Source organism: Collinsella aerofaciens (assembly GCF_015561195.1).
In the GTDB taxonomy this organism is placed as follows: Bacteria; Actinomycetota; Coriobacteriia; order Coriobacteriales; family Coriobacteriaceae; genus Collinsella; species Collinsella aerofaciens_AC.
Map to the genome: position 1 here is coordinate 89,100 of NZ_JADMSU010000002.1, position 16,566 is coordinate 105,665.

A 16,566-nucleotide genomic window follows, 5' to 3' on the forward strand; every position below is an offset into this window, starting at 1 on the left:
GCGGTGGCGTTTTCCATATGCGTCCGCAGGGTATGCACGAGATTGTCTTTGGTCTAGCCCAACCTGCATGAGCCGGCGTGCGACAATGGGGGCCGTCGATATCACAACGCCGAGAGAAGCCCGTCATGGAAGCGCATCAAAAGCAGATAACCGTTCATGCACAGCATGCCGAAAGCGCACCAGTCATCTATCTTCCCGTGGTCATGGGCGACGGCACGGAGGTTTATGAACGCTGCCGAGAGCTCAACTGCCCGCCCTTCACGCTTGTCGGCATTGGCAGCCTCAACTGGAATCGCGAGCTGAGCCCCTGGGGATGCGACGGAACCGTGCGCGATGCCGAGCCCTTTGGCGGTCAGGCATCCGGATTTCTCGATGAGCTGTTGAACTGGATAATCCCAGAGGCCGAGTCGTCGCTTCCTCAGCCGCCCACCTGGCGCGGCATTGCCGGCTACTCGCTCGCGGGCCTCTTCGCGCTCTGGTCCCTCTGGCAAACCGACGCCTTTAGCCGCGCCGCAAGCGCATCGGGGTCGTTGTGGTTTCCCGACTTTGTCGATCGCGCCAGCACGGCCCCTTTTGCCGGCAACCCGCAGGCCGTCTATCTGTCACTCGGCAAAAAGGAAACCAAGACGCCCAACCGCATGATGCGGCACGTACTTGACGACACGCGCGCAATGGAAACGTTGCTCGTTGAGCGCGGCATCCTCACAACACTGGAACTCAACCCCGGCAACCACTTTGCCCAAACCGACCTGCGCATGGCGCGTGGCATCCACTGGGTTCTTGCGCACTAAAAAGCCGGCCATGCGCATCGGACGCATGGCCGGCTTTTTTAACTGAGTTGGACACAGCTGCTATTCGGCAGACCCTTCGAGTTCCGAGACATCAAACTCAAAGTCATTACCCGGCAGAATCGCATTGAGCACGATACCCACCAGCGAACCCACGGCAAGACCCGAAAGCGAAATCGTCACGCCGCCCAGCTCCAACACGATGGCGCCGGCGGTGCTGTACGCAATGCCGAGCGAAAGCACGAGCACCAGAGCGGCCACCAGCACGTTGCGGTTGTTCTGGAAATCGACCTGGTTCTCAATGAGGTTGCGCACGCCTACGGCGCTGATCATGCCATAGAGCACGAGCGACACACCGCCGATTACGCACGCCGGCATGGCGGCGATGACAGCCGCGAACTTGGGGCAGAACGAAAGCACGATGGCGCAGCACGCGGCAACGCGAATCACGCGCGGGTCAAACACGCGCGTCAGGGCAAGCACGCCGGTGTTCTCACCATACGTGGTGTTGGCCGGAGCGCCAAAGAGCGAAGCCAAAATCGTGGCAAGGCCGTCGCCGAGCAGCGTGCGATGCAGGCCGGGATCGGCGATGTAGTTACGCTCGCAAGTGGAGCCGATAGCCGAGATATCACCGATATGCTCGATCATGGTCGCAAAGGCCAGCGGCATAATGGTGATGATGGCCGTCGTGGCAAGACCGCTATCGAACTGCGGGCCAAAGAGCGCAAACACGGTGTTGTCCCACATGATGGGCAGACCGACCCAGGGAGCGGCGGCAACGCCCGAAAAATCGACCTCGCCGAGCGCAGCGGCAACGGCATAGCTCACCACGACGCCCAGCAAGATCGGCACGATCTTGACCATGCCGCGGCCCCAAATGTTGCAGATGATGATCACTGCCACAGCGACAACGGCAACAAGCCAATTGGTCTGGCAGTTGGCAATGGCGGAGCTTGCCAAGATCAGACCGATGGAAATGACGATGGGGCCAGTCACCACTGGCGGAAAGAAGCGCATAACACGCTTGGCGCCAAACGCACGGAAGAGCGCCGCCAGCACCGGATAGAGCAGGCCGGCGCAGGCTACGCCCAGGCAGGCGTAGGGCAAAAGCTCGGCCTCGCCGTTGGGCGCGATTGCGGCATAACCGGCAATAAAGGCAAACGACGAGCCCAAGAAGGCCGGCACCTTGCCGCGCGACAGGAAGTGGAACAGCAGCGTGCCCAGGCCGGCAAACAGAAGCGTTGCCGAAACCGAGAGACCGGTGAGCACGGGTACGAGCACCGTGGCACCGAACATCGCGAATAGATGCTGCAGACCGAGTAGGAACATGCGCGGGCGGCCGAGCGACGACGCATCGTAGATGGCATCGGCGACAGCGGGCGTCGAAGACTGGGACATGGATGTCCTTTCGAATAGAAGGGCGATCGGGCATATCGGATAACCTGCCCGAACGATACGATCCGAACCATTGTACGTGATATATGCCGCCCCGCACGCACCGTCCCCGCAAACGGTACTGCTACTTCCAAACGCGCTCGGCAATGCGCCTGACCAGCGCGATCTTCGCCCACTGCTCGTCCTCGGTCAGCTTGTTGCCAATCTCGCAGCTGGCAAAGCCACACTGCGGAGACAGATACAGGTTCTCGAGCGGAACATACTTTGCAGCCTCGTGAATACGCTCAACGATGGCATCCTCGTCCTCAAGCTCAGCGGCCTTGGTGGTCACCAGGCCCAACACGACCTTCTTGCCGGGGGCAACGTACTTCAGCGGCTCAAAACCGCCGGCACGCGGCGTATCGAACTCAAGGTAGAACGCATCGACGTTCTCGTGTGCGAACAGGTACGGCGCGATGGGGTCATAGCCGCCCTCGAAGGCATAGGTGGAGTGGTAATTACCACGGCACACATGCGTGTTGATGACCAGGTCGTCGGGCTTGCCCTCGATGGCGGCGTTGTTGAGCGCCACGCCCAGCTCGCTCACCTTTTGCAGGTCGACCGGGCTCATACCAGTCTTTGCCACAAAGTCGGTATCGCAATAGATGCCCCAGGTGCAGTCATCAAATTGAATGTTGCGGCAGCCTGCGGCATACAGGTCGGCAATCACGGTGCGGTATGCCGCCGCGATGGCGTCGGCGAGCTCTTCGTCGGTCTTATAGACAGCGCGCAGGCTCTCCTGCTGGCCATCGCAGCGGTCGAGCGTGACTTCGGAGAACGTCTGGATCGGCGCCGGAATAGTTTGCCGCGCGACCTGGCCCTCCCCCTCGAGCGCCTTGACAAATTTGAAGTGCTCGACGAACGGATGACTCTCGCCGCTAATGGGACCAGTCACCACGGCGGTGTCGGCGGTGGTCTCCTCATCGTGGAACATATAGCCCGTACGCGAGGTGCGACGCTCGACGCCGTTCAGCCCCCACATAAAATCGAGGTGCCAGTAGCTGCGGCGAAACTCGCCATCAGTGATGACCTGCAGGCCGGCGGTCTTTTGCTTGTCCACTAGGTCGCGAATAGCCTCATCTTCGACGGCCTTAAGCCCCTCGCCATCGAGCGTACCCGCGGCGTAGGCGGCACGGGCGTCCTTCACGACCTGCGGACGAAGAAAACTGCCGACGATATCGGCGCGAAACGGCGCGTTCAGCGTGGTTAAAGCACTCATAGATATCTCCCTTTGCATTGGTTGCTTTACTGGGACAGAGTATGAGCGCTCATATGGCCATCGTAAAATATACGTTTACAACAGTTTGATATAGATAATTCCTATATCAGTCTGGACTGCCATAAAGAAATTTGACCCGCGCGGAGCACAGCAGCCTAGATATGCTGACGGATCGCGTCGATATAGGCTTGGCCGTAGCGCGTGAGTGTCGTGTTCTTGCGCGTGATGATGCCAATCTCCATGTACTCGTCCACATCGAGCGGAATCGAGATGATGCCGGGGCCGTTGAGCTCGTGGCTGATCACGCCCGAACACACCGTGTAGCCGTTGAGTCCCATGGCCAGGTTGAACAGCGTCGCACGGTCGCGCACGCGGATATTCTTGCGGCGCTCAAACGTCGAGGTCAGCTCTTCGGAATAGTAGAACGAGTTATAGCTGCCCTGCTCATAGGACAGGAACGGGTAGTCTTCCAAGTCCTCGAGCGTCACGCTCGAGCGGCCCGCCAGCGGATGGTCTGCACACACAAAAACGTGCGGCGTGGCGCAGAAGAGTCCCTCGAATACGAGCTCGTTGGCCGCCAGCATGCGCTCGATAACCTCGCGATTGTGCTCGGACAGGTACAAGATGCCCAGCTCGCTTTTCATATGCGCGACGTCCTCGATAATCTCGTGGGTTTGCTCCTCGCGCAGGGTAAAGTCATAACGCGCGGCATCGAACTCACGGATCACATCGACAAACGCGTTGACGGCAAAGGAATAATGCTGGCAGCTCACACTAAAGTGCGGCACCTGCTCGGACGCGCCCTTGTACTTGCCCTCGAGCAGGTCGGCCTGGTCGAGCACCTGGCGCGCGTAGCCCAAGAAGGTCTCGCCCTCCTCGGACACAATGACACCCTTGTTGGTGCGTTCAAAGATATGCACACCCATCTCGTTTTCGAGATCGCGAATCGACGCGGTAATCGAAGGCTGCGACACAAAGAGTCGGCGCGAGGCCTCGGTGATGCTGCCGCATTCGGCAACTTTGACGACATACCTGAGCTGCTGAAGCTTCATAGCGCCCTCCCTAGACGTTCATGACGTCGAAACCCGTCTCGCCCACCTGACGCATAAACGGCGGCATCTCCCCCGTCGCGGCGCAGGCGGCAATCTGATGCAGAGCCCCAGCGACCGCATCGTCTACCGCAGCGCCGATATGCCAGCGCGCGGCAGCCGTGACAGCCTCGTTGGCATTGGCGACTGCAACGGAGTTGGGAACGGCATCGATCATGGGTAGATCGTTATCGGAATCACCGAATACGGCCACCTCGTCGAGCGTCAGGTCCAAAGCACGCGCCAGCTCCAGGGCGGCGCAACCCTTGTCCCAACCTGCTGGAAGGATATCGAACAGGCGCACGCGGTTGTTGGGAAACACAAGCGAGAGCTCCGGCACCTCAGCGGCAACGCGCTCGCGTAGCTCTGCGAGCTCCTCACGCGAACGGGCACTCCAGATATTCGCCTTGTATACCGGGGCATCATCGATAACAGGACGGCACGGGGCTTCTTCGCCCTTGAGCCATGCGTTGCCGCCCGACTCCATGGCGCGACGCACGCGCTCGGGGTCGCTCGTCACGCAATAGGCATCGTTATCCCAAAAGTCGTCACCCAGGCTGTAGACCTTTAGATAGGTATCGTTGGTCTCTTGTTCGAGGTAATCGGCCAGACGCATCAGAGCATCGTTGTCGGTCGCGCGCGAAGCGACCGCCTGACCGTCGACAAACATGACCTGGCCGTTGCAGAACGCACCGGTCGAAAAGCACTCAGAACGATTTTTGAACATCCAGCCCATCGCGGACGGTTGGCGACCCGAAACCGGGCCAAAGTGCAGACCAGCCGCCTGCATGGCATGAATACCCTCAATGGCGTAGTCACTGGCACCGTCATGCCCGGCTGGAATCAGCGTATCGTCCATATCGGTCAGCACAAGTTTGATCATAGAGTCCCCCAGTCATTTTCACCGTAACCATTGTAACGACCTGCCAATAAGGGACAGGTTTATTTTGGCAGGTTTTATCTGGGAAAATGCAGCACCCCTGTTGCCACCTGCCAAAATAAATCTGTCCCTTTTTGGCGGGTGCGTTAGTATAGGGAGCAACAGATTCGATGCGGGAGTGCCGGCGGTGCAAACCACAAGGCTGAGAGGGCATAGGGCCCAATCCTTTGAACCTGTCAGTTAATGCTGGCGTAGGGAGCATGCCGCCTTTACAGGGGCGCTGTCTATGCACAGCGCCCCTTTTCTATGCCAAGGAGGCATGTGCAGTGATTGATCCGGAACAGCTTAAGCAAAATGTGGTCAAGGCCGTGGAAGAGATTCGCGCCACCAATCCGATGGCCGGCTCCATCACCAACACGGTGACGATCGACTTTGTCGCCAACGCGCAGCTCGCCGTGGGCGGCTCGGCCGCCATGGTCTATCTGCCCGACGAGGGCGAGGCACTCGTTGCCGGCGGCGGCGCCATCTATCTCAACATGGGCACGCTCTTCCCCATCTACGAGCAGACGATTCCCCGCGCAGCCAAGGCGGCGCACGATGCCGGCAAGCCCTGGGTGCTCGATCCGGTTGGTCTGGGCATCGGTAGCCTGCGCACCCAGCTGGTAAACGAACTCAAGCAGTACAAGCCCGCCATCGTGCGCGGCAACGCCTCCGAGATTATCGCGCTCGCCGGCCTGTGGGGTCTTGAGGGCGAGGCGGCCGATCTGAGCCGCGTACGCGGTGTCGATACCACCGACACGGTCGACGCCGCCCGCGATGCCGCCGTAGCGCTCGCCCGCTACACCGGCGGCGCCGTAGTGGTCTCGGGCGAAGTCGACCTAATCACCGACGGCACAACCGTGGCCAAGTCCCACGGCGGCAGCCCGCTCATGTCCAAGATCACCGGCTGCGGTTGCTCGCAAGGCGGCGTACTGGCCGTGTACGCCTGTGCTGCCGATCCGTTTACGGCAGCCATCTGCGGCACCGCCGTCTACAACGTCGCCGGTACGCGTGCCGCCGCTGTCGCCGATGCCCCGGCAAGCTTTAAGGTCGCCTTTATCGACGAGCTCTACCGCGCGACCGCCCAGGATATTGCCGACAACCAACTCGAACTCGAGGAGGCATAAGCCATGTCCGAGTCCACAACCAGCGCCGGCATGAACACACTCGTCGCCGTGGCCATCGCCCCGTGCGGCACCGGCGATGAGCTGTCCGCCGAGGTCGCCGAGGTCGTGCGCGTCATTCGCGAGAGTGGCCTTCCCAACCGCACCAGCTCGATGTTCACCGAGATCGAGGGCGACTGGGACGAGGTCATGCAGGTCGTGCGCGACGCAACCTTTGTGCTGGCGAGCAAGGGCATCCGGACCGAAGTCGTGCTCAAGGCAGATATTCGACCCGGATTTACCGACACCATGACCGGCAAACTCGAGCGCATGGAAGCACAGATCAAAAAGCAGGAGGAAGCACGATGAGCATCCGCGACAACCTTGATATCTCCGCCTATCTGGTACTCGGCCCCGAAAACACCCTCGGACGCCCCGTGGGCGATGTGGTGGCCCAGGCACTCGACGCCGGCTTTACCTGCATCCAGGTGCGCTCCAAGGTGGCAAGCGCCCGCGAGATCATCGCGCTGACCGACGACGCCGCGCAGGCAATCGCACAGGCCGGCAAGACCGGTCAGGTCGCCTTGCTGATCGACGACCGCCTTGACTGCGTACTCGCCGCGCGCGAGCAGGGCATCGCTGTCGACGGCGTGCACGTGGGCCAGAGCGATATTCCCGTCGAGGTCTGCCGCAAGCTTTTGGGCCCCGATGCCATCGTGGGCCTTTCGGCCCGTTGCGAGGAGATGCTCGAGTACGTCAAGACCGCCGACATGAGCCTGGTCGACTACCTGGGCATCGGCCCGCTCCACGAGACCGAGACCAAGCGCGACTGCGGACGCGCGGCCGACGGCTCTATCATCACCAAGAGCTTTGAGGACCTGGCCGCCCTCCACGCGGCAAGCCCCGTGCCCATCGTGGTGGGCGGCGGCGTTAAGACGGCCGACCTGCCGCAGCTCAAGGCCACCGGCGTCGATGGCTTCTTTGTGGTGAGCGCCGTCTGCAGCGCCGACGACCCCTACGCCGCGGCCAAGGAGCTCGTCGATACCTGGCAGCAGGCATAGGCATAAGCCGAGCAGCCGATTCGCAACCTCATATCTTCAATAGCGGAAAGCGCATCCCAGTTTGGACGTCCATTCTGGGATGCGCTTTCCGCATAGAGGGCCAGTGGGAAACTGCATCCCAGTCTGAACACAAATTCCGGGATGCGCTTTCCGCCGAGTCCGCGGCAGCTTGTCCTACCCCGCCAGATACGCTTCCAACGCCGGCAAAGTCGCCTCCGCATCGTGGCGGCCGACCTGGTAGATGCGCTCGAGCTCATCCGGTTCGCGGCACAGCGACGGCACCTTCACCGATTCGCTCGGCCGCACCACAAAGACCTCGCCGGCAGCCTCGCGACGTGCCAGGTCATCGAGCGTGGCATTGTAGACCTCATGCCGATGCTCAAGCGCTGCGACAAACTCCGGATAGTGACGGAACACGCGCCGCAGCATGGACATCACACTGTTGGGCTGCTTCACAAAGCCCGCCGGCTGCGTGAGCACCACGATATTGCGGTCATACCCCTGCGCAAACAGCCATGCGCTGGGGATAGAATCAGCCACGCCACCATCCAGATACTTATGCCCGTCAATAGCAACGGGACGCGTCGCCACAGGAATAGCAGACGACGCCCGGATCCACTCGATATCGCGCTCGTCGCCATACGGCAAATCGTGATAGACAGCCTTGCCCGTCTCGATATCGGTACACACGCACGTAAATCGCATGGGACAGGCGCGATACGCCTCCAAGTCGATGGGATCGCGCTCAATGGGCACCTCGTGATAGGCAAAATCGGCATTGAACATGTCACCGGTTCGCAGCCAGCTGGTCACGCTCGCATAGCGCTTGTCGGCACAATAGGCCTTGTTGTAGCGAATGGCGCGCCCAATCTGCCGCGATTTAAAGTTGTAGCCAAACGCCGCGCCCGCCGAAACGCCCACCATATGGTCGCAGGTCAAACCGTGCTCCATCCAAACGTCGAGCACGCCCGCCGTATACATACCGCGGTAGCCGCCTCCCTCGAGCGCAAGCCCCACCGTGCGCGTCGTATCCGGCTGTGCCATGTGACCATCTCCGTTCCTGCGTTTTAAAACGGGACAAGTATACCCGTCAACATATATCGACTCAGTCGCATTTTCATCGAACATCGCATTGTCGCGCTACCGCTTGGCGAATAGTAGCCGCCAACAGCATGGACACCCATATATAATTGCGTACTGTTGTTTACACTACTCAGCAGTTATCAACAGCGAACATTAGCCGGCAAAGTAACTCAACAACGCAGCAAGGCGGGGGCCTGGATACACGCAAGGCGCGGAGCAACGACGCGTGTACACTACGAGCTCGCCCGACGCCATCCGCCCCGACCTCAGAAAGCCGCTTAGAACATGGATACTGTCAGCAATTACACCGAAACGCTCGAAAAGACCATCCGTGACCTTCTCGAGCGTCAGGATGATCTGATTAGGACCGCCCTTACCGACCAGCTTACCGGACTTGGCAACCGCGGCGGCTTTACCCGTTCCCTAGAGGAACTCTGGGAGCAGGAACTGCCCGTGACCATGGCGTTCATCGATATCGACAATCTCAAGCACTGCAACGACGTCTTTGGGCATGACGAGGGCAACCGCTACATCTTGCAGGTAAGCCTTTATCTCAAACTGTATATGAAAGTGGACGAAGCGGCGTTTCGTCTGGGAGGCGACGAGTTTGCCATCCTGTCTACGATTGCGACCGAGGATGACCTCGCCGAACGCTTGGAACACTGCCGAACGGTCCTGCTCAAAAACAACGATTCTGAGATGCCTCACTCGTTTAGCTACGGAGTGTCACACGCCGACCCCGCCCTGGGTGAAGCCCCCAATCGTATGACACTCGATGCCGACCATCGCATGTACGACTACAAGCTACGCCATGCCATGCATCTTGATCGACGCAACATCGCGCAAGTCCACACCGACGACTTCGAAATAAGCGACCGCGTTTTCGATGCCTTTTCGATGCTCAATGAAGGCCGCTATTGCTTTATCGAGAACTTGGACAAACATCGCACTCTTTGGTCACAAAGCGCCTTGCGCGATCTCGGTCTTCCTTCCGAGCATATAGACAACTGCCACGATTACTGGAGAACGCGTGTCCATCCCGATGACCTTGAGGCCTATACCAACGATATCGACCAAATCTACAACGGCTCCAAACACCGCCGCGTTATGCAGTACCGTATGCGCAATGCCGCGGGCGACTACGTCCTTTGTCGCGCTCGCGGGTTTCGTATCGAAGGCGACGGAAATACCCCCTCGCTCTATGTCGGCGAACTTGTCAACCACTCGCTCGCTGAGACCGTCGACGCCGCTACGGGCCTCGGAACGCAGCGTATGCTGATCAACGCTATCGATGCCTGCCGTCGCGACCGTTGCGAGACGGGGCTTATAGCGGTCCGCGTTCGCGGCACGGCAAAGCTCAACGAGCTCTACGGGGCCGAGGCTGTCGACAACATGCTCGCCGAATACGCAGGCCGTATGTTGTCGATCACCCGCGGCAGGAGTCGCGTCTTCCGCTCACGAAACGCCCAGTTCGTCGTGCTCAGCAACAATTTGGATCACGAGGCATTCGAGCAACTGACCCGCCATCTTAAAGAGGCCGTTTTCGCTCCTGTTCAAATCGCGGGCGATACCATTACCCCCGTCTGCCTCGTCGTTCCGGCCTTTTACGAGCGCTTAATCAATCAAGCGACCGCCGTTTTAGGCGAACTCGACCGTCGTCTTCGTGCGGCCGGCGGGCTTGTTCCCAACGACAGCCTCCCCATACCTGAGATTGAGCGCAAATGCGCCGTCGCCGAACGCATCGATACGCTCACGGGCCTCTATCGACCCAGCGAGTTTATGCGGCGTGCCAACGCATTTCTTAAGACAAGGCACGGCGGCGCTTGGTGTATCGCCACCGTCGACATGGGACACATGCGGCTGTTCAACGAATGGCACGGACAGGCCGAGGGCGACCGCGTACTCGCCGATGTGGGCACGGTCCTCAAGGACATCGAGAATGCCGAGATGGGCGTCGCAGGATACTGGGGCCAAGACGACTTTTGCATTCTCATCCCCTTTGAGCACGACACCGTCCATCAAATCTATAACCGCGTTCGCGCCGCCGTGGCCAAGCATGATGACGGCGTGGGTTTCTGGCCGTCCATGGGCGTTTGCCCCATCGACCCCAACGAGGAAATCACCATCGATGCGCAGGCCAAGGCCATTTTTACCAATCGGCGCGCAAAAAACGACTTTAAGGAGCGCATAGCCATTTTCCGCCCCGAGGAGTACGAGCGCGAAATCGCGTTCCACCGCACGCTGACCGAATTCCAGTATGCGTTCTCAAACGGCCGCATTACCTACTACTTGCAGCCCCAGGTTGATATGGAAACCGGCGAGATCATTGGCGCCGAGGCGCTCACACGCTGGATCGACAAAGATGGATCGTTAATTCCGCCCGCGTCCTTTATCCCCGCACTCGAGGAAAGCGGCTTTGTAGTGACGCTCGACAAGTACATTTGGCAGGGTGTCGCCTCGTGGCTGCGCAAGCGCATCGACCAGGGGCTTCGCGTAATTCCGATTTCCCTAAACGTGTCGCGTGTCGACATCCTCGCCTGCGATGTCGCCGAGCACATGAGCGCACTGGCTGCTCAGTACAACCTGCCGCCCGAGCTCATGCGCATCGAAATCACCGAAACCGCCTATACCGGAGAATCCGAGGCGGTGGACAAGCTAACGGCAGACCTGCATAATCAGGGCTTTTCGACCTATATGGACGACTTTGGCACCGGCCAGTCCACGCTCGCGATGCTCAAGAACGTCAACGTCGATGTCATCAAGCTCGACCGCACCTTTGTGCCCACCGACCGCGATCAAGGCCGCAGCGCGCAGATCGTGTCATCGATGCTCGAGATGGCGCAGTCGCTCCATCTGCCCGTTGTAATCGAAGGCGTCGAGACACATGAGCAGGCGAACATGCTACGACAGATGGGCGCCCGCTACGCTCAGGGCTTCCTCTACTACCGCCCCATGCCGGCGGAGGATTTTGAGGCATTGCTCGACGGTGGCAACGACAACTGATGCGCTCGCGCAAAACACCACCGTCGAAAGAAGCATTTGTCCCCATTGGCTAACTTATATCCCCAATCCACATCGAATTGGGGATATGATACAAACCGTTTTTCTGCCCAAGGAGGTTATCCATCATGAACGAGTCGTATCGCCTGGGCGAGCAATCAATCATTGCCTACCTTCAGCGACTTGCAAACGGGGCCTCAACCGCCGAGCTCGATGTTGCCGCGCTGCCCACTGAGCTGCGCGCCGTGGGCGAGCAGCTCCAAAAGACGTTCGCCATCCTGGAGCAAGAACACCAGCTGCTTGAGCGCAGTGCCCATATCGATTCGCTCACCAATCTTGGCAATCGTAATGCACTCCACCGCTATGCCGATCTGCTCTGGCGCAAAGGCACCCCCTTCACTTGCGCCTACATTGACATCGACCACCTTAAGCATTGCAACGATACGTTTGGCCACGCCGAGGGCAACCGCTACATTCTGCGCATCTGCCGCGCGCTCACCGAAACGATGGAGCACGATGACCTGCTGTTCCGCATCGGTGGAGACGAATTTGTACTCGTGTCCCCCATGGCAGACGAAGCCGAGCTCGAGCAGCGCCTGGAGCGGACGCGCACCGATCTGATCGAGGCGACATCGGACGGCAAGGCACCCATGGTCGCTAGTTTTAGCTTTGGCTGCTCGCGCGTCGACCCACTTGCAGGCGATTCGCGTCGCCAGATGACCATGGACGCCGACCGCAAGATGTATCGCTACAAGCTCATGCACCGTGTGCAGCAACCAAAAGAAGATGACGCGCCGATGCGGCCGGTCGTCGAACAGCCTCCCTGCAACGAGCGGGTGTTCCAAGCGATCTCCATGAGCTCCGAGACGCGCTATCCGTTCATCATTAACCTCGATACGGGCGAATCACAATGGTCGATTAATGCCGTGCGCGATTTTGACCTGCCCTCGCAGCACCCTTTTAACTCGCTCGACATGTGGCTTGCCCGCGTTCATCCCGAGGACCGCGATAACGTACGCACCGAGCTCGATATGGTGGTAAACGGCACGTGGCACTTCCACTACATGCAGTATCGCGTAATGAATACCGCTGGAAAATACGCGCTTTGCGACTGTACGGGCTATCGCTTGGACGGAACCGATACCGAGCCCAACATGTATGTGGGCATTATCATCAACCGAAGCCTGGCAGATACGACCGATTCCGTAACCGGCCTGGGCGATATCCATGCCCTGGTCAACGCCATTGGCGAAATGCGTCGCGTGACGCGCAGGGCCGGCTTAATCGCCATTAAAATCGACGATATCGCCAAGGTCAACGCCCGATTTAGCTTTGATGCGGGCGACCGCGTCTTGGCAGAAAGCGCCGCCTGCCTCATGGATTGTTCGCGCGGCAAGGGTCGCCTGTTCCGCTCGACCGGGCCGATGTTCGTGGCGCTTTTCGACAACTTTGATCCCGAAGAGACCGACGCGATCGCAGACGAAATCGAGCGGTTCTTAGGGTCGCCCGTGCTCTTTGGCTCATTTGAATATCAGCCGCCCCTTCGCGTGGCCACGCTTCATCTGGATGCCGTCGACCGACAGCCCGTTTCCATTTTGAACGAACTCAATGCGCTGATTAAAGATGCGCCGCAGGTACCGGGCACCAAGCTGGACTAGCGTTATGGGGCGCGATGCGAAACACAGCCCGTTTCGCATCGCGCCCCACGCCATCTGCCCGCTCGTGCGATAATCCTCCGCAGAAGTCATCGACAACAGAGGGAGTTTGTGATGAAGGTTCTTTTAGTCAATGGCAGCCCCAAGGCGAACGGCAACACCGCCCGCGCACTCGCCGAGGTCGCAGAGCAACTTAATGCAGAAGGCATTGATACCGAGGTGTTTCAGCTGGGCGCCAAGCCCATTCGCGATTGCATCGGTTGCGGCCAGTGCGGCAAGCTTGGCGGTCGCTGCACCTTTGACGACGACGTGGTGAACGAGCTCATCGCTGCCGCCGAGCAGGCCGACGGCTTTGTCTTTGGCTCCCCCGTCTACTACGCGCACCCCAGCGGCCGCATCCTCTCGGCCCTCGACCGCGCGTTTTATGCCGGCAGCAAGGCCTTTGCGCACAAACCGGGTGCCGCTGTCGCCGTTGCCCGCCGCGGCGGCACATCGACCACCTTCGATGTGCTCAACAAGTACTTCACCATCAACCAGATGCCCGTGGTGGCATCCACCTACTGGAACAACGTCTTTGGCGCCATGCCGGGCGAGGCCACCCAGGACGCCGAGGGTCTTGCTACCATGCGAAACATCGGCAAGAACATGGCCTGGCTCCTGCATTGCATCGAGGCGGGAAAGGCCGCCGGCATCGAGGCACCTGCGGCCGATCGCGAGCGCACCAACTTCATTCGATAAGTCCGGCGGTGGTCACCTCGATGTACTGTCAATGTCAGCGAAAAGCCAGCTGATGAGGCAAGGTGCCTTGAAAGAGGAGGGCGCTGGGCTTTTGCCCGCGCCCGACGATTGAAAGGCAGATTGCCCATCAGATGGCTTTGCAGCGTCGAGGTGACCGCCGTTCGTTAGAACGGCGGAACATTATATGAACGTGCAAATCTTCGGCACCAAGAAGTCCTTTGATACCAAGAAGGCCCAGCGCTATTTTAAGGAGCGCCGCATTAAGGTGCAGTTTATTGACCTTAAGGAAAAGGAGATGAGCAAAGGCGAGCTCACGAGCGTGATGCAGGCGGTCGGCGGCATCGACAAGCTGCTCAACCCCAAGGCCAAGGACGAGGAGACGCTCGCGCTCATCCAGCACCTCACCCCCAGCCAGCGCTTCGACAAGTTGCTCGAGAACCAGCAGGTTCTGGCCGAACCCATCGTGCGCAACGGCAAGAAGGCCACCGTCGGTTATTGCCCCGATGTATGGGGAGCCTGGGAGTAGCCTGTGTTATTTGTCGGCGCGTGGGTATAAGAGCAGGCGTTTGGCATAAGATTCAACTGTAAGCCATGTCTAACAAAGGAGGGCACATGCCCAACAAACCCGTGAAGATCATCATGCTTACCGGATACCTCGGTGCCGGCAAGACCACGCTGCTCAACCACATCCTCGCTAACGACGGCGGCATCCGCGCCGCCGTGATCGTCAACGATATCGGCGAGATCAACGTCGACGCCAGCCTCATCGCTGACGGCGGCCTTTCCGAGGCCGACGACCTCATCCCGCTCACCAACGGCTGCATCTGCTGCACGCTTTCGGACGACCTGGCCAACCAGCTGCAGGGCATCGCCGATTCGGGCAACTTCGATTACATCATCATCGAGGCATCGGGCATTTGCGAGCCTATCCCCATTGCCTACACCATCTCGAGCTTCTGCGACGAGGCCAAGGTGGGCGGCGAGCCCAAACTCGCACTCGACAACATCGTGGCTGTGGTCGACTGCGCCCGCATGTACGACGAGTTCAACGGCGGTCGTGACCTGCTGGCAGAGGATATCGATGAGGACGACATCGAGAGCCTGCTCATCCAGCAGATCGAGTTCTGCTCCACGCTGATCCTCAACAAGACCGACACCGTGACGCCTGAGCAGATTGCCGAGCTCAAGGCCATCGTGCGCAGCCTACAGAAGGACGCCGTGATTGTCGAGGCTCAAAACGGCGAGGTCCCCATGGAGGAGTTGCTCGACACCGACCGCTTCGACTTTATGCGCGCCTACAACTCCGCCGCCTGGATCGAGGCCATGGAGCATCCCGAGGAGCACGACGACCCCGAGGTGCTCGAGTACGACATCGAGACCTTTGTGTATTCGCGCCGCAAGCCGTTCGACCTGCAGAAGTTTACCGACTTTGTTGAGCAGGAGTGGCCCGACGAGGTCATCCGCGTCAAGGGTCCGCTGTGGCAGGCCAGCAACCCGGACATGTGCTACATGTTTGAGCAGGCCGGCCACCAGATGCGCCTGATGGAGAACGGCCTGTTTGTCGATTCCGCACCCGAGGGCGAGAAGCAGAAGATCATCGACGAGAACCCCGAGATCATGCAGATTTGGGACGACGAGACGGGCGACCGCATGACGAGCCTGTGCATCATCGGCCGTCACATGGACAAGGACGCGCTCATCGCCGCCCTCGATGCCTGCCTGACCGACTGGCACCGCGCCTAGGTTTATCGAAGCGGGCATTTTTCCGCCCACGTAACCGCCAAAACCACCACGAAGGTGCCTGTCCCCTTCGTGGTGGTTTTTCGTTCTGAGCCAAGGAGATTCATGTTCAACATTGTGCTGTATGCGCCCGAGATTCCGGCCAATACGGGCAATATCGGCCGCACCTGCGTAGTTACCGGCGCCCGCCTGCATCTGGTGGAGCCACTGGGCTTTTCGCTCGACGACAAGACGGTGCGTCGCGCCGGCCTGGGCTACTGGCAAAACTTGGACGTGACCACCTATGCCGGCTGGGAGGATTTCCTTGCGCGCAACGGCCTCTCCCCCGCCGACGAGCGCCTGCATCTGCTGACCAAAAAGGCACGCCGCACCTATGCGCAAAGCACCTACCGCGATGGCGACTACTTGGTCTTTGGCAGCGAAAGCTCGGGGATTCCCGAGCCACTGCTTGCCGCGGCGCCCGCGCGCTGCGAGCGCATCCCCATGCTGCGCGATTGTGACTCGCTCGATAACGCCGAGGCCTGGGAAGCCCACGAGGAATCGCTGGGGCATACCGAGGACAGCCATGAGGCCATCCTTCGGCAGGATATCTGCGGCAACTTCGTCGACCCGGACGATTATCGCATCAGCGCACTCAACCTCTCCAACAGCGCCGCCATCGTCCTCTACGAGGCCCTGCGCCAAACAGGCTTTCCCGGCATGTGACAAAGGGACAGTCCCTTTGTCACATTCGGCCGG

General features: G+C 59.8%; 15 protein-coding genes and 1 riboswitch. Of the genes, 10 read left to right on the forward strand and 5 right to left on the reverse strand.

What is annotated here, in order from left to right; genetic code table 11:
• The first annotated feature begins 125 nt into the window (after positions 1-125).
• Entirely contained in the window at positions 126-791 is a 666-nt protein-coding gene (locus I2H81_RS02635; RefSeq protein ID WP_124786412.1) for an alpha/beta hydrolase, read from the forward strand.
• Positions 792-851: 60 nt separating this feature from the next.
• Here the strand turns inward: I2H81_RS02635 and I2H81_RS02640 are convergent, their stop codons facing one another.
• The 4 genes from I2H81_RS02640 to I2H81_RS02655 all read right to left on the reverse strand — a co-directional run bounded on the left by I2H81_RS02640 (position 852) and on the right by I2H81_RS02655 (position 5,412).
• Positions 852-2,186 carry a uracil-xanthine permease family protein gene (locus I2H81_RS02640; RefSeq protein WP_195644438.1) on the reverse strand — a complete coding sequence of 445 codons (1,335 nt, stop codon included), beginning with the start codon at positions 2,184-2,186 and terminating at the stop codon, positions 852-854.
• A gap of 121 nt (positions 2,187-2,307) precedes the next feature.
• Complete coding sequence (locus tag I2H81_RS02645; protein ID WP_229108031.1) at positions 2,308-3,441, reverse strand: 5-methyltetrahydropteroyltriglutamate--homocysteine S-methyltransferase; 1,134 nt, start codon at positions 3,439-3,441, stop codon at positions 2,308-2,310.
• Between the two features lie 155 nt (positions 3,442-3,596).
• Positions 3,597-4,493: a LysR family transcriptional regulator gene (locus tag I2H81_RS02650; protein WP_148331535.1), complete on the reverse strand. Its 897-nt coding sequence runs from the start codon at positions 4,491-4,493 to the stop codon at positions 3,597-3,599.
• 10 nt (positions 4,494-4,503) lie between these two features.
• Complete coding sequence (locus I2H81_RS02655) at positions 4,504-5,412, reverse strand: HAD-IIB family hydrolase (RefSeq protein ID WP_195644440.1); 909 nt, start codon at positions 5,410-5,412, stop codon at positions 4,504-4,506.
• A gap of 161 nt (positions 5,413-5,573) precedes the next feature.
• Positions 5,574-5,684: riboswitch (TPP riboswitch) on the forward strand.
• A 51-nt stretch (positions 5,685-5,735) separates the two neighbouring features.
• Here I2H81_RS02655 and thiM point away from each other — a divergent pair.
• The 3 genes from thiM to I2H81_RS02670 are packed head-to-tail and all read left to right on the forward strand — an operon-like array spanning position 5,736 to position 7,612.
• Positions 5,736-6,575, forward strand: a complete 840-nt coding sequence (gene thiM / locus I2H81_RS02660) for a hydroxyethylthiazole kinase (RefSeq protein ID WP_195644441.1) — start codon at positions 5,736-5,738, stop codon at positions 6,573-6,575.
• Positions 6,576-6,578: 3 nt separating this feature from the next.
• Positions 6,579-6,920, forward strand: a complete 342-nt coding sequence (locus I2H81_RS02665) for a thiamine-binding protein (protein WP_229108032.1) — start codon at positions 6,579-6,581, stop codon at positions 6,918-6,920.
• On the forward strand, positions 6,917-7,612 hold the full coding sequence (locus tag I2H81_RS02670) for a thiamine phosphate synthase (RefSeq protein WP_195644442.1): 696 nt from the start codon (positions 6,917-6,919) through the stop codon (positions 7,610-7,612). The genes I2H81_RS02665 and I2H81_RS02670 overlap by 4 nt, the downstream gene beginning before the upstream one ends.
• A gap of 174 nt (positions 7,613-7,786) precedes the next feature.
• On the opposite strand, the gene I2H81_RS02675 is transcribed toward I2H81_RS02670, so the two are convergent.
• A complete protein-coding gene (locus I2H81_RS02675) occupies positions 7,787-8,656 on the reverse strand; it encodes a patatin-like phospholipase family protein (RefSeq protein ID WP_195644443.1) in 870 nt (289 codons plus the stop codon).
• Between the two features lie 324 nt (positions 8,657-8,980).
• Between I2H81_RS02675 and I2H81_RS02680 the strand changes: the two genes are divergently transcribed.
• The 6 genes from I2H81_RS02680 to I2H81_RS02705 all read left to right on the forward strand — a co-directional run bounded on the left by I2H81_RS02680 (position 8,981) and on the right by I2H81_RS02705 (position 16,533).
• Entirely contained in the window at positions 8,981-11,698 is a 2,718-nt protein-coding gene (locus tag I2H81_RS02680) for a bifunctional diguanylate cyclase/phosphodiesterase (protein ID WP_195644444.1), read from the forward strand.
• 125 nt (positions 11,699-11,823) lie between these two features.
• Positions 11,824-13,353, forward strand: coding sequence for a diguanylate cyclase domain-containing protein (locus I2H81_RS02685; protein WP_195644445.1), 1,530 nt, complete (start codon positions 11,824-11,826; stop codon positions 13,351-13,353).
• 111 nt (positions 13,354-13,464) lie between these two features.
• A complete protein-coding gene (locus I2H81_RS02690) occupies positions 13,465-14,088 on the forward strand; it encodes a flavodoxin family protein (protein ID WP_195644446.1) in 624 nt (207 codons plus the stop codon).
• Positions 14,089-14,272: 184 nt separating this feature from the next.
• Complete coding sequence (locus tag I2H81_RS02695) at positions 14,273-14,614, forward strand: arsenate reductase family protein (protein WP_055252194.1); 342 nt, start codon at positions 14,273-14,275, stop codon at positions 14,612-14,614.
• Between the two features lie 86 nt (positions 14,615-14,700).
• A complete protein-coding gene (locus tag I2H81_RS02700) occupies positions 14,701-15,831 on the forward strand; it encodes a GTP-binding protein (RefSeq protein WP_195644447.1) in 1,131 nt (376 codons plus the stop codon).
• Between the two features lie 102 nt (positions 15,832-15,933).
• Positions 15,934-16,533 (forward strand): tRNA (cytidine(34)-2'-O)-methyltransferase, encoded by a 600-nt coding sequence (locus I2H81_RS02705; RefSeq protein ID WP_195644448.1) that lies wholly within the window; start codon positions 15,934-15,936, stop codon positions 16,531-16,533.
• The last annotated feature ends 33 nt before the right edge of the window (positions 16,534-16,566 follow it).

Coding starts and splice junctions, on each gene's coding strand:
- I2H81_RS02635 (WP_124786412.1), top strand. CDS start 126: ATGGAAGCGCATCAAAAGCAGATAACCGTTCATGCACAGCATGCCGAA.
- I2H81_RS02640 (WP_195644438.1), bottom strand. CDS start 2,186: ATGTCCCAGTCTTCGACGCCCGCTGTCGCCGATGCCATCTACGATGCG.
- I2H81_RS02645 (WP_229108031.1), bottom strand. CDS start 3,441: ATGAGTGCTTTAACCACGCTGAACGCGCCGTTTCGCGCCGATATCGTC.
- I2H81_RS02650 (WP_148331535.1), bottom strand. CDS start 4,493: ATGAAGCTTCAGCAGCTCAGGTATGTCGTCAAAGTTGCCGAATGCGGC.
- I2H81_RS02655 (WP_195644440.1), bottom strand. CDS start 5,412: ATGATCAAACTTGTGCTGACCGATATGGACGATACGCTGATTCCAGCC.
- I2H81_RS02665 (WP_229108032.1), top strand. CDS start 6,579: ATGTCCGAGTCCACAACCAGCGCCGGCATGAACACACTCGTCGCCGTG.
- I2H81_RS02670 (WP_195644442.1), top strand. CDS start 6,917: ATGAGCATCCGCGACAACCTTGATATCTCCGCCTATCTGGTACTCGGC.
- I2H81_RS02675 (WP_195644443.1), bottom strand. CDS start 8,656: ATGGCACAGCCGGATACGACGCGCACGGTGGGGCTTGCGCTCGAGGGA.
- I2H81_RS02680 (WP_195644444.1), top strand. CDS start 8,981: ATGGATACTGTCAGCAATTACACCGAAACGCTCGAAAAGACCATCCGT.
- I2H81_RS02685 (WP_195644445.1), top strand. CDS start 11,824: ATGAACGAGTCGTATCGCCTGGGCGAGCAATCAATCATTGCCTACCTT.
- I2H81_RS02690 (WP_195644446.1), top strand. CDS start 13,465: ATGAAGGTTCTTTTAGTCAATGGCAGCCCCAAGGCGAACGGCAACACC.
- I2H81_RS02695 (WP_055252194.1), top strand. CDS start 14,273: ATGAACGTGCAAATCTTCGGCACCAAGAAGTCCTTTGATACCAAGAAG.
- I2H81_RS02700 (WP_195644447.1), top strand. CDS start 14,701: ATGCCCAACAAACCCGTGAAGATCATCATGCTTACCGGATACCTCGGT.
- I2H81_RS02705 (WP_195644448.1), top strand. CDS start 15,934: ATGTTCAACATTGTGCTGTATGCGCCCGAGATTCCGGCCAATACGGGC.